This window comes from Nonomuraea sp. NPDC049309 (assembly GCF_043196965.1).
Classification (GTDB): domain Bacteria; phylum Actinomycetota; class Actinomycetes; order Streptosporangiales; family Streptosporangiaceae; genus Nonomuraea; species Nonomuraea fastidiosa.
Window position 1 is genome coordinate 467565 of sequence record NZ_JBICSH010000004.1, and the last position, 24020, is coordinate 491584.

20 protein-coding genes are annotated in these 24020 nt (G+C 72.6%); 12 read left to right on the top strand and 8 right to left on the bottom strand.

Annotated elements, in window-relative coordinates; genetic code table 11:
- Nucleotides 1–402: 402 nt before the first annotated feature.
- Both ACGFIM_RS27220 and ACGFIM_RS27225 read left to right on the top strand, forming a co-directional pair.
- Nucleotides 403–1560, top strand: coding sequence for a metallophosphoesterase family protein (locus ACGFIM_RS27220; protein ID WP_393205224.1), 1158 nt, complete (start codon nucleotides 403–405; stop codon nucleotides 1558–1560).
- Between the two features lie 29 nt (nucleotides 1561–1589).
- A complete protein-coding gene (locus ACGFIM_RS27225) occupies nucleotides 1590–3158 on the top strand; it encodes a bifunctional 3'-5' exonuclease/DNA polymerase (protein WP_393205227.1) in 1569 nt (522 codons plus the stop codon).
- Nucleotides 3159–3162: 4 nt separating this feature from the next.
- Here the strand turns inward: ACGFIM_RS27225 and ACGFIM_RS27230 are convergent, their stop codons facing one another.
- The 8 genes from ACGFIM_RS27230 to ACGFIM_RS27265 all read right to left on the bottom strand — a co-directional run bounded on the left by ACGFIM_RS27230 (nucleotide 3163) and on the right by ACGFIM_RS27265 (nucleotide 13610).
- On the bottom strand, nucleotides 3163–4431 hold the full coding sequence (locus ACGFIM_RS27230) for an MFS transporter (protein ID WP_393205229.1): 1269 nt from the start codon (nucleotides 4429–4431) through the stop codon (nucleotides 3163–3165).
- A 185-nt stretch (nucleotides 4432–4616) separates the two neighbouring features.
- A complete protein-coding gene (locus ACGFIM_RS27235; RefSeq protein ID WP_393205231.1) occupies nucleotides 4617–5438 on the bottom strand; it encodes an MOSC domain-containing protein in 822 nt (273 codons plus the stop codon).
- Nucleotides 5435–6631, bottom strand: a complete 1197-nt coding sequence (locus ACGFIM_RS27240) for a Cmx/CmrA family chloramphenicol efflux MFS transporter (RefSeq protein ID WP_393205234.1) — start codon at nucleotides 6629–6631, stop codon at nucleotides 5435–5437. Before ACGFIM_RS27240 ends, ACGFIM_RS27235 begins: the two co-directional genes overlap by 4 nt.
- 51 nt (nucleotides 6632–6682) lie before the next feature.
- Nucleotides 6683–7255, bottom strand: a complete 573-nt coding sequence (locus tag ACGFIM_RS27245; protein WP_393205237.1) for a TetR/AcrR family transcriptional regulator — start codon at nucleotides 7253–7255, stop codon at nucleotides 6683–6685.
- A gap of 40 nt (nucleotides 7256–7295) precedes the next feature.
- Nucleotides 7296–9608, bottom strand: a complete 2313-nt coding sequence (locus ACGFIM_RS27250) for a protein kinase (protein ID WP_393205240.1) — start codon at nucleotides 9606–9608, stop codon at nucleotides 7296–7298.
- Nucleotides 9609–9740: 132 nt separating this feature from the next.
- Nucleotides 9741–11129 (bottom strand): DUF1116 domain-containing protein, encoded by a 1389-nt coding sequence (locus ACGFIM_RS27255; protein ID WP_393205243.1) that lies wholly within the window; start codon nucleotides 11127–11129, stop codon nucleotides 9741–9743.
- A gap of 73 nt (nucleotides 11130–11202) precedes the next feature.
- Complete coding sequence (locus ACGFIM_RS27260) at nucleotides 11203–12624, bottom strand: FdrA family protein (protein WP_393205246.1); 1422 nt, start codon at nucleotides 12622–12624, stop codon at nucleotides 11203–11205.
- Nucleotides 12621–13610, bottom strand: coding sequence for a DUF2877 domain-containing protein (locus ACGFIM_RS27265; RefSeq protein WP_393205249.1), 990 nt, complete (start codon nucleotides 13608–13610; stop codon nucleotides 12621–12623). Before ACGFIM_RS27265 ends, ACGFIM_RS27260 begins: the two co-directional genes overlap by 4 nt.
- A gap of 130 nt (nucleotides 13611–13740) precedes the next feature.
- Between ACGFIM_RS27265 and ACGFIM_RS27270 the strand changes: the two genes are divergently transcribed.
- The 10 genes from ACGFIM_RS27270 (at nucleotide 13741) to ACGFIM_RS27315 (ending at nucleotide 23992) form a co-directional block, all read left to right on the top strand.
- Nucleotides 13741–15372: a PucR family transcriptional regulator ligand-binding domain-containing protein gene (locus tag ACGFIM_RS27270; RefSeq protein ID WP_393205252.1), complete on the top strand. Its 1632-nt coding sequence runs from the start codon at nucleotides 13741–13743 to the stop codon at nucleotides 15370–15372.
- Between the two features lie 21 nt (nucleotides 15373–15393).
- Entirely contained in the window at nucleotides 15394–15597 is a 204-nt protein-coding gene (locus ACGFIM_RS27275; RefSeq protein ID WP_364067447.1) for an RNA-binding S4 domain-containing protein, read from the top strand.
- A gap of 141 nt (nucleotides 15598–15738) precedes the next feature.
- Entirely contained in the window at nucleotides 15739–16410 is a 672-nt protein-coding gene (locus ACGFIM_RS27280) for an NYN domain-containing protein (protein WP_393205255.1), read from the top strand.
- A 75-nt stretch (nucleotides 16411–16485) separates the two neighbouring features.
- Nucleotides 16486–17808 (top strand): uracil-xanthine permease family protein, encoded by a 1323-nt coding sequence (locus ACGFIM_RS27285; RefSeq protein WP_393205258.1) that lies wholly within the window; start codon nucleotides 16486–16488, stop codon nucleotides 17806–17808.
- 180 nt (nucleotides 17809–17988) lie between these two features.
- The gene (locus tag ACGFIM_RS27290; protein ID WP_393205260.1) at nucleotides 17989–19398 is read left to right on the top strand and encodes a uracil-xanthine permease family protein; all 1410 of its coding nucleotides are present in this window, start codon (nucleotides 17989–17991) and stop codon (nucleotides 19396–19398) included.
- Nucleotides 19395–20237, top strand: a complete 843-nt coding sequence (locus tag ACGFIM_RS27295; protein ID WP_393205263.1) for an FAD binding domain-containing protein — start codon at nucleotides 19395–19397, stop codon at nucleotides 20235–20237. Before ACGFIM_RS27290 ends, ACGFIM_RS27295 begins: the two co-directional genes overlap by 4 nt.
- A complete protein-coding gene (locus ACGFIM_RS27300) occupies nucleotides 20227–20736 on the top strand; it encodes a (2Fe-2S)-binding protein (protein WP_393205266.1) in 510 nt (169 codons plus the stop codon). Before ACGFIM_RS27295 ends, ACGFIM_RS27300 begins: the two co-directional genes overlap by 11 nt.
- Nucleotides 20733–23093 (top strand): aerobic carbon-monoxide dehydrogenase large subunit, encoded by a 2361-nt coding sequence (cutA, locus tag ACGFIM_RS27305; RefSeq protein WP_393205269.1) that lies wholly within the window; start codon nucleotides 20733–20735, stop codon nucleotides 23091–23093. The genes ACGFIM_RS27300 and cutA overlap by 4 nt, the downstream gene beginning before the upstream one ends.
- 18 nt (nucleotides 23094–23111) lie before the next feature.
- Nucleotides 23112–23537 carry a hypothetical protein gene (locus ACGFIM_RS27310; RefSeq protein ID WP_364067457.1) on the top strand — a complete coding sequence of 142 codons (426 nt, stop codon included), beginning with the start codon at nucleotides 23112–23114 and terminating at the stop codon, nucleotides 23535–23537.
- 38 nt (nucleotides 23538–23575) lie between these two features.
- Entirely contained in the window at nucleotides 23576–23992 is a 417-nt protein-coding gene (locus ACGFIM_RS27315; protein ID WP_393205272.1) for a hypothetical protein, read from the top strand.
- Nucleotides 23993–24020: the final 28 nt, after the last annotated feature.

A 24020-nucleotide genomic window follows, 5' to 3' on the forward strand; every position in this document is an offset into this window, starting at 1 on the left:
ACAGTACGGAGCGTTCAGGTCGCATGGAAGATAGATCACGGTAAAGATGTGGTCATGGTGGAAGTAGCGGCTGAGCGCGGAAAGCAGCTTTCGTCCCGGGTGTCGGAGGAGGGGGCGGGCTGGGCATGCTCGCAGATCGGCACGTTTCAGCAGCTCAGGCCGGATCGCAAGAGCTTCAGCTGGCTGAATCCCGCGACGTTGTGGCGCTCGCGGAACGAGGTGCTCGCGGCCTTGTTCGGAGATCCTTCCGGGCAGGTGCGCAGGCGGTGGATCGAGGCGCAGAAGGCGCGCGGGATTGATCCGGAATTTCGTATCAAGCCACCTGTTGGGGGAAATTTCTCTTTCCTGTTACTGGGCGATACCGGCGAGGGTGACGCGTCCCAGTACGCCGTTGTTCCGGGCATGCTGAAAGTCGGTGCCGGCACGTCCTTCGCCATCATCGCCAGTGACGTCATCTATCCGACCGGATCCGGCAACGAGTACGGCGACAAGTTCTTCCGTCCGTACCAGGATTACGACGCGCCGATCTACGCGATACCCGGAAACCACGACTGGTACGACGGGCTCGGCGGCTTCATGCGGGTCTTCTGCGACGCGCCGCCGCTCGAACCCGTACCGGACAAGGGGCTGCGCGGGCTGCTGTGGCGCAAGCCCGACCCCATCGACGAGGAACGGTTCGCCGAGGCGCGCAAGCTGCGCTCCAAGCCGTCGCAGCAGGCCGAGGGCCAGGCCGCGCAGCCGGGCCCGTACTGGGTGATCGAGAGCGAGAGCCTGCTCATCGTCGGCGTGGACACCGGCATCGGCAACGTCATCGACCGCGACCAGACCGCGTGGCTGCGCCGGGTCTCGCGCGACCCGCGCCCGAAGATCCTGGTCACCGGCAAGCCGATCTACACCGGCAACGAGTACAAGCCCTCGCCGCTGGAGGACGGCGGGACCATCGACGACATCGTCCGCGACCCCGCGCACCGCTACGTCGCGGCCATCGGCGGCGACGTGCACAACTACCAGCGCTACCCGGTCAGGCTCGACGACGGCCGGGTGATCCAGTACCTCGTCTCGGGCGGCGGCGGCGCGTTCATGCACGCCACCCACACCATCGAGCGGGTGGACGTGAACGGCGTGCACGAGGACGACTTCAGGTGCTACCCGCTGCGCGGCGACTCGCTGTCGTTCTACAGCCAGCTCTACGCCCGCAGGCTGCGCATGCCGTGGCTCTACCTGACGCCCGCCGAGGCCGCGTGCATCATGAACGAGCGCGTCAGGAACGCCCCGGTCAGGACGCCCGCGGGGCCGGTGCGCATCACCCGGCGGATGCGCTGGGCGGCGCGGCTGCTCGGCGCGTGGACGTGGCCGCTGCGGCTGCCGGTCGACCGGATGTTCCACCGCTGCCTGTCGGAGCTGTCCGACTGGGACACGCCGCCGTTCTTCAAGCAGTTCCTGCACATCTCGGTGACGCCGCAGGAGCTGACCCTGCGCTGCTTCGCCGCGACCGGCTGCCTGGGGCAGGAGCTGAACCCGCCGCTGGAGGACGAGGTCCGCATCAGCCTGACGTCCTGATTGTCGGAGCCGTTTGGCACCCTGGTGGCGTGTACGTGGTGCTCGCGGGGGACACGCTGCTGCCGGTCGGCGGCGCGCCGCGCCGTCCCGCCGTCCTGGCCGACGCGGTGCGCGAGCTGGAGGCCGCCGAGTCCCCGCGGTGGGTGTGGGCCGACACCCGCGAGGCGTACCCACCGCTGATCGAGCGGGGCGTGCGCGTCGGGCGCTGCCACGACATCGCGCTGACCGAGCGGCTGCTGCTCGCCTACGAGGGCCGCCACGGCGAGCCGCGCTCGGCCAGGGCCGCCCACGCCAGGCTGCATGGGCTGCCGGTGCCCGACGAGCGTCCGAGCGAGCCCGGCACGCTGTTCGCGCCCGAGCCGCCGTCCGCCGAGCTGGTCGCCGAGGTGCTCGACGACCAGCTCAGGCGCATCGCCGCGCTGCCCGAGCCGGGCCGGTTCCGGCTGCTGGTCGCGGCCGAGTCCGCGGGCGCGCTGGTGGCGGCCGAGATGTCCCACGAGGGCATGCCGTGGCGCAAAGACGTCCACGACGCGCTGCTGACCGAGCTGCTCGGGCCGCGTCCCGTCCACGGCATGCGGCCGGCCAAGCTGCAGGCGCTGGCCGACGAGGTGGCGGCGGCGTTCGGCCATCCGGTCAATCCCGACTCCGCGCAGCAGCTCGTCAAGGCGTTCAGGGGCGCGGGCATCTCGCTCAAGACCACCAGGTCGTGGGAGCTGAAGCAGATCGACCATCCGGCCGTCGCGCCGCTGCTCGCGTACAAGGAGCTGGCCCGGCTGCACAGCGCGCACGGCTGGGCGTGGGCCGACCAGTGGGTGCACAAGGGGCGGTTCCGGCCCGAATACGTGGTCGGCGGCGTGGTGTCGGGGCGGTGGGCCACCAACGGCGGCGGCGCGCTGCAGATCCCGAAGGCCATGCGGCGGGCGGTGCTGGCCGACGACGGGTGGGTGCTGGTCGTGGCCGATGCCGCCCAGCTCGAGCCCAGGGTGCTCGCCGCGATGGCCGGCGACGGCCAGCTCGCCGAGGCGGCGGGGGAGATCGACCTGTACTCCGCGCTGGCGAAGTCGTTCGGCGGCGAGCGGGCGCACGCCAAGATCGCGATGCTGTCCGCCATGTACGGCGGCACCAGCGGCGACGCCTCCCGGCTGCTCGCCGTCATGCGGCAGCGCTTCCCCAAGGCGTACCAGTTCGTGGAGGACGCGGCCAAGGCGGGGGAGGAGGGCCGGCTCGTACGCTCCTGGCTGGGCCGCACCTGCCCGCCCCCCTCCGCGCGATGGAAGGAACTGGTCGCAGGGCCGGAGGGCGCGCGGGCCGCCCGCGACCGCGGCCGCTTCACCCGCAACTTCGTGGTGCAGGGCACGGCCGCCGAGTGGGCGCTCGCGCTGCTCGCGGTGCTGCGCGGGCGGCTGCCCGAGCCCGCCAGGCTGGTGTTCTTCCAGCACGACGAGGTGATGGTCCACTGCCCCGCCGAGCAGGCCGAGGAGGTCACGGCGGCGGTCGGCGCTGCGGCGGCCGAGGCGACCAGGCTGCTGTTCGGGCGGACGCCGGTGCGCTTCCCGATGGAGACGGTCGCGGTCTCCTGTTACGCCGACGCCAAGTGAAGTCTCAGCGGGCGCGGCGGCGTACGGCGAAGGTCAGCCACAGGCCCGACAGCCCGGCCATGAGGGCGACGACCAGCCCGAGCACGCCGTAGCCGAGCAGGCCCACGATGGCGCCCGCGACGATGGTGCCGGTGGCGCCGCAGACGTTCATCAGCAGGTCGGACAGGCCCTGGACGGCGGTCCGCCGCTCCAGCGGCACCGACTCGCTGACCAGCGCCGAGCCCGCCACCAGCCCGCACGACCAGCCGAGGCCGAGCAGCACCAGCGCCACCGTCACCTGCCCCACGTGGTGCCCCGCGGTGCCCGCCAGCGCGGCGGCGCTCACCAGCAGGGCCATGCCGAGCATCAGCACCGGCACCTTGCCCGCCTTGTCCGCCAGCCAGCCGACGACCGGCGACAGCATGTACATGCCGGCGATGTGCAGGCTGATGACCAGGCCGATGACGTCGAGGTTCGAGCCGTCGTGGTGCAGCTTGACCGGGGTCATCGACATGACCGACACCATGGCCGTGTGACTCACCGCGATCATGATGAGGGCGCGGCGGGCCATCGGGGTGGTGCGCAGCGTCTGCAGGCCGGTGCGGATCATGCCCCGGCGCTTGCCGCCCTCCTCGCGGGTGCCGTCCAGCTCGCGGGCCAGCGCGAGCGGATCAGGACGCAGCAGCCCCAGGACGACGACCAGCGCCAGCCCGAACGCCAGCGCCGCGAACGCGAAAGGCCCCGCCTTCTCCACCAGCCCGAGGTCCACGCCGAGCGCGTCGGCGGGCTCTGCGAGGTTGGGGCCGGCGACCGAGCCGATGGTCGAGGCCCACACCACCAGCGACAGGTGCCGGGCCGAGCGGTCGCGCGGCGACAGGTCGGTGGCCGAGTAGCGGGCCGCCAGGTTCGCCGCGCTGCCGCCGCCGACCAGCACCAGCCCGGCCAGCAGGAGCGGCCACCAGCGCAGGCTGATCGCCAGCGCCGAGACCAGGCAGCCGGCCAGCGCGGCGAGGTACGCAAGCGACAGCCCGGCCCGCCGCCCGCCGCGGCCCGCCGCCCTGGCGGTGGGCAGCGCGAGCAGCGCCGCGCCGAGCACCGTGGCCGTGCCCGCGAACCCGCTGATCACCGTCGAGCCCGACAGCTCGTCCACCACGACGGAGCTGAGCGCCAGCCCGACGGCGACGCCCACGCCGCCCACGATCTGCGACGCCGACAGCACCGCCAGGGTGCGGCGCTGGATGCGGGCGACCTGCTCGGGAGGGGGCGCGGTGGAACGCGTGGGGGCACTGGTCACGCGTGAAGTCTCGCATAACCCCTGACAACGCCCCATAGGGGACAGTGCGCCTTTTTGGCGACTGCCCGTGACCTGGGCCGGTCGCGCCTTCTGGCCTGCGAGGGAACCGCCCCATCGGCCGCGCCTTCCGATGAGCGGATCCACCGCGCCGATCAGACGGTGCGGCCGGCGGATCCGCCGCTCGGTCAGAGGATCGTCACCGGGTCGCCGACGGCGATGCGGCCGGGGGAGTCCGGGATGATGTTGACGCCGAACCAGACCTTGCCGTCCCGCTTGCGGTAGCGCGACAGCGTCCTGATCGGCTCCTTGCCCGTCTCGTACGTGTCGGTGTCGATGGTGGTGAGCACGCACCGCGCGCACCCCTTGACCGCCCTGAACTCCACCTCGCCGATGCGCAGCCGCTTCCACTCCTCCTCGGCGAACGGCTCCGACGGCACGCCGTCGATCACCACGTTCGGCCGGAACCTGCGCATGGGCAGCGGCGCGGGCGGCTCCTCGCCGCGTTCGAGCGCGTCCTCGGCGATCCAGTCGTTGAGCCTGGCGAGCGAGGCCGCCGAGGTGAGCAGCAGCGGGAAGCCGTCGGCCAGGCTGACCCGGTCGTCCGGCCGCCCGTAGCCGGGGTCGACGGGACGGCGGCGGGGGTCGTCCAGCCACTTGAGCCGCACCGGCCGGCCGACCAGCGCAGCCAGCCAAGCGGCGGCGTCGTCACCGCAGTCGGTGAGCTCCACCTCGCGCCCCCACAGGGTGACGGGGGAGAGCGCGCCGGGGGAGGGGGTCACGGTCAGCGGCTCGGCGTGCGGCCCCGTCAGCGTGAGCGCGTCACCGTCGAGCAGGGGGACGATGGACAGCAGCCGTGGCTCGGCACGGGCGGTTAAGGTGCGGCCGCCGGCGTCGGCGATGAGGAAGCGGCGGTCGCCGGCCAGCCCCCACGGCAGCACGTCGGCCTCGCTCACCTCATGACCCGCGGTGGATTTGACGGGATAGTACGAGATGCTCGCCAGCTTCATACGGCAGACCGTATCTCCACCTCAGGCGATTGCCGAAGAGGATTTCCGCGGCGTTCCAGGGCCGCCGACAGCGCGACGGCGGCAAGGGCCGCGACGCCGATCGCGGCGCCCACCCAGGCGACCGAGGCGTACCCGAGCCCGGCGTCGATCGCCAGGCCGCCGGCCCAGGGCCCGGCGGTGATGCCGACGTTGAAGGCGGAGACGTTGAAGGCGGCGGCCAGCGTGGGCGCGCCCTTGGCAAGCGCGAAGGGGCGGGCGTTCAGCGCCGGGTTGGTGCTGAAGCCGAACGCGCCGAGCAGGAAGACGAGCGGGATCGCCAGCACGGCGACGCCGGCCGACAGCCACAGGGCGGCCGAGGTGAGCACGAGACCGGTGACGCCGGTGAACAGCAGCGGGAACGGCCGTGCGTCGCCGATCCTGCCGCCCAGCGTGATGCCGATGAGCGAGCCGGTGCCGTACAGGCCGAGCACCACGGGCACCCAGGCCTCGTCCAGGCCGGTGACGTCGGTGAGCAGCGGGCTCAGGTAGCTGAAGCAGGCGAGCAGTCCGCCGGTCGTCAGCGCCGTGACGCCGTAGGCGAGCAGGACCCGCGGCCTGGCGATCGCGCGCAGCTCGGTGGCCACGCTCGGGGCGCCGTCCTCCTCGGGCCGCCCTCCGGGGATGGTGGCGAGCACGCCGATGGCGGCCAGCACGCTCAGACCGGCGACCGCCCAGAACGCCGCCCGCCAGCCCATGTGCTGGCCGATCAGGGTGCCGGCGGCCAGGCCGATGATGGTGGCCACGGTGAGCCCGCCGGCCAGCACGCTCATCGCCTTGACGCGGGAGGTGGCCGGGACCAGGCCGATCGCGGTGGCGGCGGCCACGGCCCAGAACCCCGCGTACACGAAGGCGCCGATCACCCGGGTGGCGAACAGCACGGCGTAGTCGGCGGTCAGCGCGCCCGCCACATGGGACAGCGCGAAGATCGCGAGAAACGCGAGCAGCACCGTACGGCGCGGCATCCGGAGCGTGGCGACGCCCAGCACCGGCGCGCCCACCAGCATGCCGATGGCGAACGCCGAGATCAGCAGGCCCGCCTCCGGGATGGACACGCCGAGGTCGGCGGCCATACCGGGCAGCAGCCCGGCCAGCATCAGCTCGGACGTGCCCTGCGCGAAGATCGACAGGCCGAGTATGTAGACGGCCAGGGGCATGGCTGCCTCCTTCATTTTAGATTGATCAGTACAAAATCTGGGCAGAAAAAATCAGAAGACACTCAGCGCGACGTTCGCCGTCATCTCGAGCGTCTCCTTGTCGGCGCCGCCCCGCGCCATTACCCGCAGGCCGTTGACCGTGGCGGCGACGAAGCGGGCGAGCGCCGCCGGGTCGTGCTCGGAGTCCAGCTCGCCGCGCGTGCACGCGGCCTCGATGCCGGCCCTGAGCAGCTCGATGCGTTTGGCGTCGTCGTGACGGAGCAGTGCGGCGATCTCGGGGTCGTGGGGGGCGAGCTCGATGCTGGTGTTGACCACCATGCAGCCGGGTGGTTCGTCGGGGTCGGGCTCGACCGCCCACCACAGCACGGTCCTGACCTTCTCCTTGATCGGCAGGTCGCCGTCCATCAGCTCGGCGAGCGATCGGTTGTGCACGTCCATGTAGTGGCGCAATGCGCGCACGAACAGGTCGTGCTTGCCGGCGAAGGTGTTGTAGATGCTGCTGCGGCCGAGGCCGGTCGCGGCGCACAGGTCCTGCGTCGAGGTGGCCTCGTAGCCCGCGTTCCAGAACGCGCGCATCGCCGCCTCGACCGCCCTGTCCTCCTCGAACTTCCTCGGCCGCGCCATGCACCGCACGCTACCGTTTTGGACTGATCGATGCAATACGTCAGGCGACGGGCTGGAACGTGTCCAGGAACACCTTCCTCGTCGCCGCCTGCTCGTCCCACCGCAGGTCCGGCATGTCGAACGTGATCTTGTGCGCCAGCTCGGTGCCGAGCGCGGCGTACCGGACCAGGGCGTGCATGGGGACACCCTGCTTCGTGGTGTAGGTGTACTCCCAGTCGGCGGCCGGCGTGCCCCGGTACTTCACGGCCTGCAGGCGCACCTGGATGTAGTTCTCCCTGCCGCCCTCGGCCTCCAGCTTGCCCAGCTCGGCCACCCCGCCGTCGGGCTGCGGAACGGCCTTCTCGACCACGATCCGCATGTTCGAGTCCTTCGGCCCGCTGAACGTGGCCACGCCGCCCGCCACCGACAGCTTCCAGTCCTGCGGCACGGCGGCGGCGAACCTGGGACCCGCGTGCTCCTTGAAGCCGTCCGGCACCGGCGAGGGCGAGCTCGCCTGCGCGGTGGCGCTCGCGGCCGGCGGCGCGGCGGACACCGCAGACTCCCCGGAGCCGCCGGTGAGCACGATCGCCAGGGCGCCTGCCACGAGGGCCACCGCCGCCACGGAGCCGCCGATCGCCAGCGGCGTCGGGCGGCCGCCGCGCATCCACAGCCCCTCGTCGTCCTCCCGCCTGCGCCGGCTCTTGCCGGCGCGCGGCTCGACCGGCGGCAGCGAGGTCAGGCTGCCCTTGCTGACCTCGGCGCTGACGTTCTTGGACAGGTCGGCAAGGTCGTCGGGCGTGGGCAGCGGCCACGGCGCGGCGCCCGACGTGCGGCTGTCGGTGGTGAGGGGGAGTATCGGCTGCGGGCGCGGGCCGCTGCCGCCGTCGAGGTCGTCATCGAAGTCCCTGGCCGGGGGAGTCGGGGGCGGCGGCGCGCCGAAGGGCTGCTGCCGCCCCGCCGTCCCGAACGGCGGCTGCTGCGGCCCCGGCGCGCCGCCCAGAGAGCCCTGGGGGCCGGACGTGCTTGCCAGGGAGTCGTACGAGGGTGCGGCCGGGCCGCCGGCCGAGCTGTTGGGGCCGGACGTGCTTGCCAGGGAGTCGTACGAGGGTGCGGCCGGGCCGCCGGCCGAGCCGTAGGGGCCGGACGAGCTCGCCAGGGAGTCATAAGGCCCGGACGCGCTCTGCGGGTGCGGCCCCGGCGAGCCCGCCATCGAGTCATAGGCGCCGGGTGGCGGCGGCAGCCGGTCGGTGCGGTGGCTGCCCGACGGGCTCGTCATCCCCTCGTACGGCATCGAGTGCCCGCCCGACGGGCTGCTGATCGGGTCGTACGGCACCCGCACGGGCCCCGACGGCGTCTCCACGATGCGCGAGGGCAGCGGCCCTGACGGCGGCTCGAGCGGCGGCAGCAGGCCGGCCGGCGTGGAGTCGGCCGGGCTCGGCAGCGTCTCCGGCGTGCGCGGCCGCGGCGCGCCGTGCGCGCGCAGCACCTCCTCCAGCATCTCCATGACCTGGTCGGCGGTCAGCCGCTTGGCCGGGTTCTTGCGCAGCAGGCCCTCGATCACCGGCAGCAGCGCGCCGGCCCGCTGCGGCTTGGTCGGCTCCTGGGTCAGCACCGCGCCGAGCACCGCCACCGCGTCGGGCCCCTCGTACGGCGGCCGCCCCTCGACGGCGGCGTACAGGGTCGCACCGAACGACCACAGGTCGGCTGCGGGCCCGATCGGCTGGCCGGACAGGCGCTCCGGCGGAATGTAGGCGGGCGAGCCCATGAGCAGGCCGGTCTGTGTGATGGTCACGTCGCCCTCGATGGCCGCGATGCCGAAGTCGGTCAGCACCACTCGGTCCGAGGTCAGCAGCACGTTGCCGGGCTTGATGTCGCGGTGCAGGATGCCCGCCGCGTGCGCGTGCCTGAGCGCGTCCAGCACCCGGATGCCGATCTCCGCCGCCTGGACCACCGGCAGCGGGCCGCTCTGGCGTACGGCCTGCTCCAGCGACCACGCGCGGACCAGCTCCATCACGATCCAGGGCCGGCCGTCCTCCTCGACCACGTCGTGCACGGTGACGATGCCGGGATGCGTGAGCCGCGCGGCCGACCTGGCCTCGCGCAGCATGCGCCGGTGCGCGATCTGCCTGCCCGCGCTGTCCAGCCCGTACGGCAGGATCAGCTCTTTGACCGCGACGTCACGGTCGAGCAGCACGTCGTGGGCGTGCCACACCATGCCCATGCCGCCCCTCCCCACGGGCGACAACAACCGGTAACGCCTGCCGATCAGGCGTCCCTGGCCCTGCGGAGCGCCGTTCCCCGTCGTCCCCCCGTCTGGCCCGGGTCCGCTGAGCAAGCGGTCGGCTGCCATGCTTCCGCCCCCATCTCGCCTCATCCGTCACGTGCGTCATCGACGCTACTTGCAGATTATGGAGGATCGTCACGATATCGGCGGTAAATGAACATGGGAAGGTGAGAGGGGGATGACACCATTCCTGACATGCAGAAATATCACAATTAAAATGGATCACTTACGCAAATCGGACAGTGCGTGGAGCGCTCTCACGAAGGCCTCGGCGGGCGGCTCGACCAGGCCCGCGCCGACCTGCCCGGTGCCCGCGACCCGGCCCGCGATCCCCGTGTTGACCACCGGCAACAGCCCAGTTCGCGCCACCAGCGCGACGTCGATGCCGACCGGCGTGCCACGGAAGCCGAGCCCGGGGATCTGGTAGGCGGGATGCTCGGCGAGCGTGATCTCGTACATCGAGCGCGTGGCCCGCACCGCGTCCGCCACCTCGCCGCCCACGAACCGCACGATCGCCGGCGCCGCCGCCATCGCGAAACCGCCCAGTCCCGACGTCTCCGTGATCGTCGAGTCGCCGATGTCCGGATTGGCGTCCTCGGGGCCGTACGTACCGAGATACAGCCCGTGCGGCACCCCCGCCGGACCGGTGAACCAGCGCCCGCCCAGCCCCGACACCTGCACCCCGAAGTCGGTGCCGTTGCGCGCCATCGCCACCACCAGCGACGAGCCGGGCACGTCGCGGGCGGCGTCGGCGCTCACCTTGGCCGCGGCCATGCCCGCGTTCAGGAAGAAGTGGTCGTTGCCGTTGATGAAGCGCAGCACCCCGGCCGCCTCGCCGGGCGCCGCCTCCACGATCGCCGGGGCCAGCTCGCGCAGCAGCAGCGACGTGGCCGCGCGGTTGCGGTTGTGCAGCTCGTCGCCCATCTGCAGGGCCTGCGCGATCAGCGCGCGCAGGTCGATCGGCCCGGTACGCTCCAGCGCACCCGCGAGCGCGGGGCCCAGCACCTGGTCCATCCAGCGCAGCCGGTCCAGCACCTCGGGGCCGTACGCGCCGTAACGCAGCACCTTGCCCAGGCCCTCGTTGAGCGAGCAGTACGCGGTGCCGCCGTGCTCGGCGTCGCGCACCTCGAACAGCCACATCGACGGGCTCACCACGCCCGCCATCGGGCCGACCGCGCCGTGCTCGTGACAGGGGCGCAGCTCGACCGCGCCCGCCGCCAGCCGGTCCGCCGCGTCCTCCTCGTCGGCGGCGAGACCTTCGAGCAGCATCGCCCCGATCAGCGCGCCGCACATCGGCCCCGAGGCCCGCTCCCACGTGATGGGCGGGCCCGCGTGCAGGAACACACCCGGTTCCAGGACCTCCGAGGCCCGCCGCACGCCCACCAGGTGCGGGCGGGCGGACGTCAGCCGCCCGACGGCCACCGCGTTGGCCTCCTGCCTGCGCGGATCGGCCAGCACCCGGGCCAGCGCCTCGGCGGTGCCCGGCAGCGGCGGACGCCACGCCACCGGCACCGTCGGCACGGCCTGCGCGCGCAGCGCCTCGTCGAGCAGCCCCGCCCCGACGGTGATGACGCGGGGCGGCCCGTCGAGCAGGCCCGGCCGAGCCGTCATGCCGGGCTCCCGGCTCGGGGACGGTGAACGGGCGCGCTCACGGCGGGCTCCGGGTGTCGGGCGGTTCGCGGGCTCACAGCAGGCTCCTGGCGTGGCGGGCGGCCTGGGCGTTGGAGACGAAGACCGACGCGCCCGCTTCGCGGAACGCCCGCGCCTGCCGGTCGAAGTCCTGCGGGTCGCCCCGGGTGCCGATGAGAGCGACCACCACGGTGGCGGGCGTGCGGGCGATCGCAGGCGCGAGCGAGGCCGCCGGGTCGGGGTCGGCGCCGTGGCCGAGGACGACGTCCATGAGCACGACGTCCGTCTCCACCGTCCGGGACAGGGCCTCCACGCGCAGCGTCGGGTCGATCATCGGGTGGGCCCGGCCCCTGGTGTAGGCGTCGTCGCCGAAGTCCACGAAGTCGCCGGTCCCGGCCAGCAGCGCGGCCTCCGCGCTCAGCGTGCCGCCCGCGTACAGGCCCTTGAGCGTCTTGGCGGCGGGGCGCGGTCCCGCCTCGGCGAGCCAGCAGGGCCACTCGGGGACGGGCTTGCCGAGCGCCCGCAGCACCGCCTCCGCCGCACTTGTGAGGTCGCCAGGCCCGGTGAGATCAGGCGCTGTGAGATCAGGCGCTGTGAGGTCCGCCGCTGTGGGGGCCGCCGCCGCGGCGGGGCCGTGCGCGCCGAGGAGCGCGCGGACGACCGGCGTCCTCAGCGGCGGCTCCGATACCGAGCGCGCCACCTCGGGCGACGGCGGCTTGGAGACGAGCACGATGAGCTCGGTGGCCGGGTCGTCGTCGAGCATGCGCAGGGCGCGCCGCGTGGACAGGCCGCCCACCTCGGCCGACAGGTCCCTGCCGCCCACCCCGAGGACGTGGCTCACGCCCGCGCCCGCCCAGTCGAGCAGCGACGTCACCTGCTGCGCCCCCGTGCCGGACGCGGCCACCACGCCGACGGGGCCCGGTGACAGCACGTTCGCGAAGCCGAGCCCGGCACCGGCGATCACGGAGGTGCCGCAGTCGGGGCCCATGACCAGCACGTCCTTGGCCTCGGCCAGCTCCTTCAGCCGCCGCTCCTGCTCGACGGGGACGCCGTCGCTGAAGATCATGACGGGCAGCCCGGCCTCGACGGCGTCCAGCGCCTCGAAGAAGGCGTACTCGCCGGGCGTCGAGATCAGCACCAGGTCCGCGGGGCCGCGGGCGGTGGCCGAGCGGGTGGTCAGCGGCGGCTGCTCCGCCTCCTGCGTGCCGGCCGGCCGCGCCGCCGCCGCGAGCAGCCGCTCCGCCTCCGCGGCGGCCGCGTCGGGGTCGTCGGCGCGCACCGCGATCACCAGGTCGGACGGCCCCGCGTCCGGCGCCTGGAAGCCCATGTCGCGCAGGATCGAGACGTTGAGCTCCGTCGCCATCGCGACCATGCCGGCCGTCACGCCGGGCAGCTCCGACAGCGCGCGGCTGACCCGCATGAGCGTCACCGAGTCGTGGTAGGCGCCCCGCCGCACCAGTACCACCGGCGCGCTCATCCCGCCACTCCAGGAGAGGCCGCCGCTTCAGGGGAGACCGCCGCTTCAGAAGGAGCCGCCGTTCCAGGGGAGGCCGCCGCTTCGGAAGGGGCCGCCACTTCAGGGGAGGCCGTTCCAGGGGAGACCTCCGCTTCAGAGGGGGCTCCGAGCGCCAGCACGGTGCGCGCGCCGATGCCGATGCCCTGCGCGAGGTCCGCGCCGGAAGTGTGGCCGATCCGGTGCAGGCGGCGCAGCGCGGGCACGAGCGCCTGCCGCCCGGCCAGGCCGCGCAGCACGGCCAGCACCTCGGGGCAGGCCTCGCCCCTGGCCGCGCAGTGCAGCAGGGTGGCGGAGATCGGCGTCGTACGGGTCCGGGCGTCGTACGTCACGGTGGCCGCCAGCCAGTCCGCCAGCCACACGGCCCGCCCCGCGCCCGCGGCCTCGCCCAGGTGCCGCAGCGCCACCAGCAGCCCGGCCAGCACGTCGTCGCCGCTCGGCGTCAGCCCGGGGCCGAGCCCGACGAGTCGTTCCGCCGCCGTGACCGCCCCGAGCAGCCACCCCTTCGCGCAGCTCTCCGCCAGCAGCTCGACCGAGCCGTCACCGGCCAGCCCGGCCCCGGAAGGGCCGGTCAGCTCCTCCGCGCCCCGCGCCAGCAGGCCGAGGTCCAGCGGGCCGAGCGGCGGCGACGGATCCCACCATCGGCGCACGGTCAGGCTCAGCGGGCCCAGCTCGATCGCCCGGTCGCCCACCGCCGCGTCGTCACCCACCGCGAGGTTCGGCAGCGGGCCGGCGAGCACCACGGAGTTCGGCAGCCGGGTGGCCTCGCCCGTGATCACGGCGATCACCGACGGCTCCGTCTCGGTCCTGACCTCCAGGTAGACGCCCTGGGGAAAGGCCGCGAGCACCCGCGCGGGACGCCGCTGTGACTCCAGCAGTGCGCGCACCGCCGTGCTCGCCGCGCCCGTGACGTGCACGCGGGTACGCCGCGCATGAGTACTGACGGTCACCTGACCTCCCAACCGACCTTGGAAGTGACCGTAGAACGGCGGCAGGAACCCCCCGTACGGGTAAATTTGCCAACAGTGAGCGGGAAGGTTGGCTCTTCCTGACAGACGGCCGCCGCGTCACAATCAGCTCATGGAGCCCCCCGTCCGCCTCGCCAGCACCGGCACGATCATCCACGGCGTGTCCGTCGGGGAGGTGCTCGGCGCCTCCACCCTCGCGGGCGCGCGGCTGATCGCCGGCGAGAGCGGGCTCGGCCGCATCGTGCAGCGGCTCAACGTCATGGAAGTGCCCGACATCCTGGCCTGGGTGAAGCCGCACGAGCTGCTGCTCACCACCGGCTACCCGCTGCGCAACACGCCGCAGTCGCTCGGCAGGCTGGTGGCCGACCTCGACGAGCGCGGGCTGTCCGCGCTGGCCATCAAGCTCGGCCGGTACGTCGACGAGCTGCCCGACGAGATGGTGGAGCAGGCCGACAGGCTCGGCTTCCCGCTCATCCTGCTGCCCAACGACGTCGGCTTCGACGACATCCTCAACCAGGTGCTGACCGACATACTCAACCGGCAGGCGGCGGTGCTCGCCCGCGCCGAGGAGGCGCATCGGGCGCTCGTGCAGGTGGTGCTGGCCGGGGGCGGGCTCAACGAGGTCACCGCCGAGGTGGCCCAGCTCCTCGACGTGGCGGTGGCCGCCGTCGACGGCAGCGGCCGCGTGCTCGCCACCGCGGGGCCGCCCGAGCACGTGACGGCGCTGCGCGAGGCCATCGCCCACGAGGGCCCGCCGGTCTCGTCGCCCCCCGAGAGACCGCAGCCCGGGAAGCCGCAGCCCGGGAAGGCGCGCTCGTTCGCCTCCGCGCCCGTCCTGGCCGGCGGCCACCACCATGGCAGGATCGTCGCCTACAGCCCGTCGGGCGCGCTCAGGGACGGCGACATCGGCATACTCGAACGCGCCGCCACCGTCGCCGCGCTCGTCGTCACCCGGCAGGAGGCGGTCAACGCCGTCGAGAGCAAATACCGCGCCGACTTCCTGCGCGACGTGCTCACCGGCCGGGCCGGCGCCGCGGAACGGGTCACCTCGCGGGCCCGCGCGTTCGGCTGGAACCTCGCCCGGCCCGTCACCGTCCTCGTGGCCGAGCTCGACCCCGACGGCGACGAGCGCAGCGCCCAGGACCGGCTCGTCTCCTGCTGGACCGCCGCCGTCAGGCGGCACGACCCCGAAGGCGCGGTCGCCGGGTTCTCCCACGAGGTCGTGGCCGTCGTGGACGCCTCGCTCGACGCCGTCAGGATCGCCAAGGACGCCGCGTCCGCCTTCGCCGACGTGCCGCCCGCCACCTTCTCCACCGGCACCTCGCGGCCCAGCCCTGGGGCGGAGACGCTGCCCGAGGCGTACGCGCAGGCGCTCAAGGCGGCCCGCGTCGGCCGCCAGCTCCACGGCCCCGGCGCGGTCGCCCACTTCGACCAGCTCGGCGTCTACCGGCTGCTGTCGCTCGTCAACGACACCGACGAGCTGCACGCGTTCGTCCGCGAGACGCTCGGCCCCCTCGCGTCCGACGACGACGCCGAGAACGCCGACCTGCGCCGCACCCTCCAGGTCCTGCTGGAGACCAACCTCAACATCGCCGAGACCGCCCGACGGCTGCACTTCCACTACAACACCCTGCGCTACCGCATCGGCAAGCTGGAACGCCTGCTCGGCAACTTCACCGACGACCCCCACCTGCGGCTCAACCTCACCCTCGCCCTGCACGTGCTGCGCATGCGCGGCATCTGAGGCCGTCTAGGCTGGTCGGTCGTGGACTTCGAACTGCGCGACGACTACATCCCGCTGTGCGACCTGCTGAAGTATTGCGGGATCACCGAGACGGGCGGCATGGCCAAGCAGCTCATCGCCGAGGGCCTGGTGAAGGTGGACGGCGAGGTCGAGCTGCGCAAACGCGCGAAGATCCGCTCCGGTCAGGTGGTCAGCGGCGACGGCTTCTCGATCCGCGTCGCGTAGCGGCACGGTCGTTCACGAAAAGTCATCACGTCATTACGTGCTGTTTACTAGCATCGGTGCCGCAAAAAGAAACGGCCCCGATGAAGGGGCCGTAGCACCCGGGACGCAGCCCCGGGCGGGTTGGCTTCATGTTAGGACGTGATGGCTGTGCGCGACAAGTCGAATCCCGAGAGTCAGCGGGTAGGGGTCTACGTCGACGGATTCAACTTGTACTACGGCCTGCGCGCGTTGTACTACGGCCTGCGCGCGCTCGGCGGCAGGCGCTTCCTCTGGCTCGACCTCCATGAGGTGGCCACGCGGGTCCTCCGCCCGCACCAGCGGCTCACGGGGCTCAGCTACTTCACGGCCCCCGTCCGCAACGACCCGCAGGCGACGGCCCGCCAGGAGGTCTACCTCGCGGCGCTGCGATGCAGCGGGGCGCGGGTCGTCCTCGGCCGCTTCCAGGAGCAGCTGCAGCGCTGCCGCGCCTGCGGCCACACGCGGGTGACCTACGCGGAGAAGCAGTCCGACGTGGCGCTGGCCACGGCGATGGTCCACGATGTGGCGGCCGGGCGGGTGGACGCGGTCATGCTCCTGTCGGCCGACTCCGACCTGTGCGCCGCCGTGCACGCCATCAGGAGGATCGACGCCGAGCGCGGCACGAAGACGCGGGTGGTCACCGTGTTCCCGCCCCGCCGGCGCTCGGAGAGCCTGCGGCGGGTGAGCGACGCGTGGTTCCCGCTGGGCGATGCGATCGTGCGGCAGAGCCAGCTGCCCGACGTGCTGCGCGGGCCGGATGGGGTGGAATATCGGCGCCCGGTCTACTGGAATTAAGGCGCACCCTCTATTGTGCTCTGCGACATATCTGCGTGGAGTACCCGCTGGTCAGGCGGAGATTGAGGTGCGGGCGTGGCGTTGGGGTGGAAGGTGCACGGCGATGGCAAGCGCCTGACGCCGGGTGAGGTGGTCAAGCCGGACGAGCGGCTGAGCTGGCCCAGGATGGTGGGCATCGGGGCGCAGCACGTCATCGCGATGTTCGGGGCGACGTTCGTGTTCCCGCTGGTGATGGGGCTGGATGCGAACCTCGCGGTGATGATGTCGGGCGTCGCGACGATCCTGTTCCTGCTGATCGTCAAGGGCAGGATCCCGAGCTACGTGGGGTCGAGCGCGTCGTTCGTCGGCGCGGTGGCCGCGATCAGGGCGGCGGGCGGCGACGACGCGACCGTCACCGGGGCGCTGCTCGCTGTCGGGGTGGTGCTGGCGGCCTGCGGGTATGCGATTCACAGGCTCGGCGTCGGCATCCTGCACCGGGTGTTCCCGCCCATCGTCACCGGCGGGGTGGTCATGCTGATCGGCTTCGGCATGGCGTACGTGGCGGCCGACGTCTACTGGCCGAAGGACCCGTGGGTGGCGCTGCTGACGATGGCGGCGACGTTCGTGTTCATCGGGGTGTTCCGCGGCTTCCTCGGCCGGATCGGGGTGCTGCTCGGCCTGATCTTCGGGTTCGTGCTGTCGTACGTGTGGGACGTCGTCGGTGGGAAGATCACCGCGCCGGACGACAGTGGCCAGGTGACCGAGCACTTCCGGGTGAACCTGGAGGCGGTCTCGCAGGCCGACTGGGTGGGGCTGCCGTCGTTCCACGGGCCGGTGTTCGAGGCGTCGGCGATCGTGCTGGTGCTGCCGGTGGTGATCGCGCTCATCGCGGAGAACGTCGGGCACGTCAAGGCCGTGGGTGAGATGACCGGCGCGGACGTGGACGCCTACATGGGCCGGGCGGTGATGGCCGACGGCGTGGGCACGGTGGTGGCGACCTCGGTCGGCGGCTCGGCGACGACCACGTACGCGGAGAACATCGGCGTGATGGCGGCGACCAAGGTCTACTCGACGGCGGCGTACTACATCGCGGCGGTGATCGCGATCCTGTTCGGGCTCTGCCCGAAGTTCGGCGCGCTCATCGCGGCCACGCCGGGCGGCGTGCTCGGCGGGGTGACGACCATCCTGTACGGCATGATCGGCCTGCTGGGCGCGAAGATCTGGATCGAGAACCGGGTGAACCTGTCGGACCCGGGCAACCTGGTGCCCACGGGCGCGGGCATCATCTGCGCGGTCGGCCCGGTGGCGTTCCCGATCACCGACACGTTCGCGCTGAGCGGCATCGCGCTCGGCACGATCGTGCTGCTGATCGGCTACCACCTGCTGCGCGCCGTGCGCAGGGAGCCCGTCTCCTCGTAGGCCCCCGAACATCCCCCATGGCCCCCTCACAGGGCGGGCCGTCGCAAGTGCGCGATGTCAGCTCTGGTCGGCGGGGCAGATTTGGCAGATCATGCCCGTGTGGGCACGTGCCGTCCGGCCTAATGTGCCCGCAACGGAACGGGCCGCCGGCCCGAGCGCCCGGCACAAGAGGGGCTTGCCATGGTTGTGGGATGGACCAAACACGGTGACGGCAGGCATCTGGCCCCCGGCGAGGTGGTCAGACCGGACGAGCGGCTGAGCTGGCCCAGGATGGTGGGGTTCGGCGCGCAGCACGTCATCGCGATGTTCGGGGCGACGTTCGTGTTCCCGCTGGTGATGGGGCTGGATCCGAACGTCGCGGTGATGATGTCGGGCGTCGCGACGATCCTGTTCCTGCTGATCGTCAAGGGGAAGGTGCCCAGCTACCTGGGCACCAGCGCGTCGTTCGTGGGCGGCGTGTTCGCCATCAGGGCGGCGGCCGGCGGCGACACGGCGGGCGCGGACGCGATCGTGACGGGCGCGATCCTGGTGGCCGGGTTCGTGCTCGCGCTGGCCGGCCTCGCCATCCACTTCCTCGGGGTGGGCATCATCCACCGGATCTTCCCGCCGGTGGTGACCGGTGCGGTGGTGATGCTCATCGGGTTCGGCCTGGCGTTCGTGGTCGCGGACACCTACTGGCCGCAGGACCACTGGGTGGCGCTGGTCACGATGATCATCACGTTCCTGGTGATCGTGCTGTTCAAGGGCTTCGTCGGCCGGATCGGCGTGCTGATCGGGCTGGTGGCGGGGTTCGTGCTGTCGTGGGTGCTCGACGTGACGGCGGGGCCGATCACGTCGGTGCTGCCGGGCGCGAACCTGCGCGACGCGTCGGGCGCGCCCTGCCAGGCCGAGGGGACGTACTGCGTGGCCACGGCGTTCCCGCACGACCGGGTGAGCTTCGACGCGGTGGCGCAGGCCGACTGGTTCGGGCTTCCGGACTTCCACGCCCCCGATTTCAAGACCTCGGCGGTGCTGCTCGTGCTCCCCGCCGTGATCGCGTTGATCGCGGAGAATGTGGGGCACGTCAAAGCCGTGGGGGAGATGACGGGCACCGACGTGGACCCGTACGTGGGCCGCGCCGTGACGGCCGACGGCGTCGCCACCGTGGTCACCAGCGCGGTGGGCGGCTCGCCGACCACGACGTACGCGGAGAACATCGGCGTGATGGCGGCGACCAAGGTCTACTCGACGGCGGCGTACTACATCGCGGCGGTGATCGCGATCCTGTTCGGGCTCTGCCCGAAGTTCGGCGCGCTCATCGCGGCCACGCCGGGCGGCGTGCTCGGCGGCGTCACGGTCATCCTGTACGGCATGATCGGCCTGCTGGGCGCGAAGATCTGGATCGAGAACCGGGTGAACTTCGCCGATCCCGTGAACATGGTTCCGATCGGGGCGGGCATCATCCTGGCCATCGGACCGGTACAGCACGCCATCGGAGGCGACTTCACCCTGGAGGGCATCGCGCTCGGCACGGTCGTGGTGCTGGGCGGCTATCACCTGCTGCGCGCCATCGCCGGGCGCAGCCCCGACGCGGTGCGGAGCGAGGCGTGAAGCCGCCGCCGTTCACCTACCACGCTCCGCGCGACGCCGGCGCGGCGCTGCGGACGCTCGCGGAGGTGGCGGCGGACGGCGGGAAGGTGCTGGCCGGCGGGCAGAGCCTGATCCCCATGCTCAACATGCGGCTGGCCGCGCCCCCGCACCTGGTGGACATCAACCGGGTGGCCGGGCTCGACGGCCTGGAGGTGACGGCGGAGGGCGTACGCGTCGGCGCGCTGGTCCGGCACTCCGACGCCGAGCGAGCGGGCGCGCACCCGCTGCTGACCAAGGCGCTCAGGCTGGTCGCCCACCCCGTGATCAGGAACCGGGGCACGGTGGTGGGCAGCCTCGTGCACGCCGACCCGGCCGCCGAGCTGCCCGCGGTGCTGGCGGTGCTGGGCGGTCACGTGCGGCTGGCCCGGTGGAGCGACGGCGCCGAGTCGGTACGCGACGTGCTGGCCGCCGAGTTCTTCACCGGTCCCATGGAGTCGGCGGTACGGCCGGGCGAGCTGGCCGTCTCGGCTTTCTTCCCCGCCCTTGAGGAGGGCGCGGGGGCGGCCTTCCACGAGGTGGCGCGCAGGCACGGCGACTACGCGCTGGCCGGGGTGTGCGCGGTGGTCACGCCGGACGGGCGGGCACGGCTGGCCTGTATCGGGGTCGGCCCCGTGCCGGTCGTGGTGGATCTGGACGACGCGGGCGACCTCGAGGGGGCGGCGGCCGCCGTACGCGCCGCCGCCGATCCCGGCGACGACCTGCACGCCACCGCCGCCTACCGGCGGCACCTGGTGGGCGTCCTGGCCGGACGGGCGCTGCGCGAGGCGGCGCGGGAGGGGGCATGGGCCCGTGACGCATGAGACCGTTCAGCAGAACGACACCCTGCACGAGATCACGCTCGTCGTGAACGGCACGCCCCGCCGCGCCCGCGTCCCCGCGCGCCGCCTGCTGTCCGACTGCCTGCGGCACGACCTGGGGCTGACCGGCACCCACGTCGGCTGCGAGCACGGCGTCTGCGGCTGCTGCACGGTGCTGCTGGACGGCCGCCCGGTGCGTTCGTGCCTGACGTTCGCGGTCACCGTGGACGGCGCCGAGCTGACCACCGTGGAGGGGCTGGCGGGCCCGGACGGGCGGCTGTCGCCGGTGCAGCGGGCCTTCGCCGAGTGCCACGGCCTCCAGTGCGGCTTCTGCACGCCCGGCTTCCTGTGCACGGTCACCGCGCTGCTGCGCGACAACCCGGCCCCGACCGGCGAGGAGGTCGTCGAGGGCATCGCGGGCAACCTGTGCCGCTGCACCGGCTACCAGAACATCGTCAAGGCCGTGCATCGGGCCGCCGAGCTGCTGGCGGAGGAGACATGAGCACACGGTGGCTGGGCGAGCCGGTGGCGCGCAGGGAGGACCCCAGGCTGCTCACCGGCCAGGGGCGTTACCTCGACGACCTCGGACGCGACGCGCTCGCGGCGGCGTTCGTCCGCTCACCGCACGCGCACGCCCGCATCCGCGACATCGACGTCTCGGGAGCGCTCGACGTGGACGGCCTCATCGCCGTCTACACCTGGGAGGACCTGCCCGAACGCGTCGGCCGGCCGCTGCCGCTGCTGATCCCGCACCCGGCGCTCACCCACGGCCGCACCGCGTACCCGCTGGCCAGGGACGTCGTCAGGCACGTCGGCGAGCCCGTGGTCATGGTGGTGGCGACCGACAGGTACGCGGCCGAGGACGCCTGCGCGCTCATCCGGGTCGACTACGAGCCGCTGAAACCCGTCGTGGGCCTGGAGGAGGCCGTGCAGGGGGCGCAGCTCGTGCACGAGGACGTGCCGGGCAACGTCGGCGCGCACCTCGTCCAGGAGGTGCCGTCCGCGGACGGGCGCGGCGCCAGGGAGGCCATCGAGAGCGCACCGCACACCCTCGCCTTCCGCCTCGACATCGAGCGCAGCGCCAGCATGCCGCTGGAGGGCCGCGGCGTGTACGCCCGCTGGGACGGCCGTGACCTGCGCGTCTACTCCAGCACCCAGACCTCCACCAGCGTCAGGATGGCCGTGGCCGCCGCGCTCGGCCTGCCGCTGCCGCAGGTCGAGGTGATCGCGCCCGACGTGGGCGGCGGCTTCGGCGTCAAGATCGTGCACCCGTGGCCGGAGGAGATCCTGGTGCCGTGGGCGGCGATGACGCTGAACCGCGAGATCAAGTGGACCGAGGACCGCCGCGAGCACTTCGTGTCGTCGGCGCACGAGCGGGCCCAGGTGCAGTACGTACGGGTCGGCTTCGACGACGACGGCCGCCTGCTCGGCCTGGACGTGACGATCCTGCACGACCACGGGGCCTACACCCCTTACGGGATCATCGTCCCGATCGTCACCTCGACGCAGTTGCTCGGGCCGTACAAGCCGGGCGCCTACCGGGTCGAGTTCACCGCCGTCTACACCAACACCGTGCAGGTCACGCCCTATCGCGGGGCCGGGCGGCCGCAGGGCGTGTTCTGCATGGAGCGCACGCTCGACAAGATCGCGCGGTATCTCGGCAAGGACCGCACGGAGGTGCGGGCGGTCAACTTCATCCAGCCCGGCGAGTTCCCGTACGACCAGGGGATGACCTTCCAGGACGGCCGGCCGCTCATCTACGACAGCGGGAACTACCCCGAGATGCTGCGCATGATCAAGGAGCTGATCGGCTGGGACTCCTTCGAGCGGCGTCCGGGGCGCGGCATCGGCATCGGCTGCTACGTCGAGGGCACCGGCGTGGGGCCGTACGAGGGCGGGCACGTGCAGGTCACCTCCGACGGCCGGGTGCACGTCTCGACCGGGCTCACCTCGCAGGGGCAGGGCCACGAGACGGCCTTCGCCCAGATCGCCGCCGCCGAGCTGGGCGTCCCCATCGAGCGGGTCAGCGTGGTCACCGGCGACACGCGCCGCTTCGGGTACGCGGTCGGCACCTTCGCCTCGCGGGCCGCCGTGGTCAGCGGCAACGCCATCGCGCTGGCCTGCAGGAAGGTCCGCGAGAAGGCGCTGCGCATCGCCGCCGACGCCCTGGAGGCCGACCCCGCCGACCTGACCGTCACCGACGGGGTCGTGCACGTCGCCGGCACGCCGTCGGCGTCCATCCCGCTGTCCACGGTGGCGGTGCTGGCCAACCCGCTCAGGTACGCCTTCGACGAGGAGGCGGCCAGGGCCACTCAGTTCAGCGGCGCGGCGGATCCCGGGAAGCCGCCGGTCGCCGAGGGGGACGAGCCGGGGCTCGAAGGGCGCGACTACTACTCGCCGATCCGCTCCACGTTCGCCGCCGGGATGCACGCCGCCATCGTGGAGACCGACCCCGACACCGCCGAGATCAAGGTCGTCAAGTACGCGGTGGTGCACGACTGCGGGCGGCTCATCAACCCGATGATCGTCGAGGGGCAGATCCACGGCGGCGTCGCCCAGGGCATCGGCGGCGCCCTGTACGAGCGGATGGTCTACGACCAGCACGGTCAGCTCGTCAACGCCTCGTTCATGGACTTCCTCATGCCGTACGCGACCGAGATCCCGCCCATCGAGACCGGCCATCTGGAGACGCCGTCGCCGCTCAACCCGCTCGGCGTCAAGGGCGCGGGGGAGGCCGGGGTGATCCCGGTGTCGGCGGTCATCGCTTCGGCCATCGAGGACGCCGAGGGCATTCCGATCGACCGCATGCCGATCTCGCCGTCCGAGCTGTACGCGCTGCGGGTGAACCGGAGACCGTGAGGCTGCGTACCCTCGCACATGACGACATTTCCACGTCTGGCCGCTTTCGCGCTGCTGGCCGGACTGGTCGCCGGCTGCTCCTCGGGAGGCGGCTGGAACGACTACGTCGCAGCAGGCGATGCCGCGCCGCCCAGCCCGCAGCCGATGACCGTCGAGCAGATCTCGGCCAAGGTCGGCTGCAAGCCCAAGATGCAGGTGGAAGCCGAGGACATGCGCACCGCGTTCTGCAAGACGAAGGACGGCGAGTTCTTCGTCAACACCTTCAAGACCGAGAAGCTCAAGGACCAGTGGATGGACCAGGCGCCCGAGTACAACCCGCACCTGGTCGGCCCCAAGTGGACGGTGCTCGGGCCGCTGAAGGTGCTGGAGGTGCTCAAGGGCCCGCTCAACGGCGACCTGCACCTGACCGACCACCGGGTCTCCCAGACGCCGGCCCCCAAGTGACGCTGAACCCGGCTCGCCGCGGATCCGTACCTCCGCACATGACGACATTTCCCCGCCTGGCCGCCGTCGCGCTGCTGGCCGGACTGGTCGCCGGCTGCTCATCGGGGAGCGCCGGCGGCTATGTCGCGGCGGGCGCGCGGCCCGGCGCCGCCCCCCTCACCGTCGAGCAACTGGCCGCCAAGGTCGGGTGCGAGCCGCGGATGCAGGTGGACGCGCCGGAGATCCGTACCGGCTACTGCAAGACCCCCGACGGCGAGTTCTTCGTCACGACCTTCGCCGGCCGGTCCGGCAAGGAGGCCTGGATGGCCGCCGCCCCCGAGGACGACCCGCACCTGGTCGGCGACCTGTGGGCGGTGCTGGCCGGCCGGCAGGTGCTCGACCTGCTCAAGGAGCGGCTCGGCGGCGACCTGCACGTGAAGGACCCGGCGACCAAGGAGATGCGGGTCATCGGCTGACGGCTCGGCCGGCCGCCGCCCCAGGCCC

What these genes read in the sequence shown, in the direction of transcription:
- ACGFIM_RS27270 (WP_393205252.1), top strand. Translation starts at nt 13,741, where the DNA reads ATGGAGCCCCCCGTCCGCCTCGCCAGCACCGGCACGATCATCCACGGC.
- ACGFIM_RS27255 (WP_393205243.1), bottom strand. Translation starts at nt 11,129, where the DNA reads ATGACGGCTCGGCCGGGCCTGCTCGACGGGCCGCCCCGCGTCATCACC.
- ACGFIM_RS27240 (WP_393205234.1), bottom strand. Translation starts at nt 6,631, where the DNA reads ATGCCCCTGGCCGTCTACATACTCGGCCTGTCGATCTTCGCGCAGGGC.
- ACGFIM_RS27250 (WP_393205240.1), bottom strand. Translation starts at nt 9,608, where the DNA reads ATGAGGCGAGATGGGGGCGGAAGCATGGCAGCCGACCGCTTGCTCAGC.
- ACGFIM_RS27280 (WP_393205255.1), top strand. Translation starts at nt 15,739, where the DNA reads ATGGCTGTGCGCGACAAGTCGAATCCCGAGAGTCAGCGGGTAGGGGTC.
- ACGFIM_RS27245 (WP_393205237.1), bottom strand. Translation starts at nt 7,255, where the DNA reads ATGGCGCGGCCGAGGAAGTTCGAGGAGGACAGGGCGGTCGAGGCGGCG.
- ACGFIM_RS27260 (WP_393205246.1), bottom strand. Translation starts at nt 12,624, where the DNA reads ATGAGCGCGCCGGTGGTACTGGTGCGGCGGGGCGCCTACCACGACTCG.
- ACGFIM_RS27220 (WP_393205224.1), top strand. Translation starts at nt 403, where the DNA reads ATGCTGAAAGTCGGTGCCGGCACGTCCTTCGCCATCATCGCCAGTGAC.
- cutA (WP_393205269.1), top strand. Translation starts at nt 20,733, where the DNA reads ATGAGCACACGGTGGCTGGGCGAGCCGGTGGCGCGCAGGGAGGACCCC.
- ACGFIM_RS27235 (WP_393205231.1), bottom strand. Translation starts at nt 5,438, where the DNA reads ATGAAGCTGGCGAGCATCTCGTACTATCCCGTCAAATCCACCGCGGGT.
- ACGFIM_RS27315 (WP_393205272.1), top strand. Translation starts at nt 23,576, where the DNA reads ATGACGACATTTCCCCGCCTGGCCGCCGTCGCGCTGCTGGCCGGACTG.
- ACGFIM_RS27310 (WP_364067457.1), top strand. Translation starts at nt 23,112, where the DNA reads ATGACGACATTTCCACGTCTGGCCGCTTTCGCGCTGCTGGCCGGACTG.
- ACGFIM_RS27290 (WP_393205260.1), top strand. Translation starts at nt 17,989, where the DNA reads ATGGTTGTGGGATGGACCAAACACGGTGACGGCAGGCATCTGGCCCCC.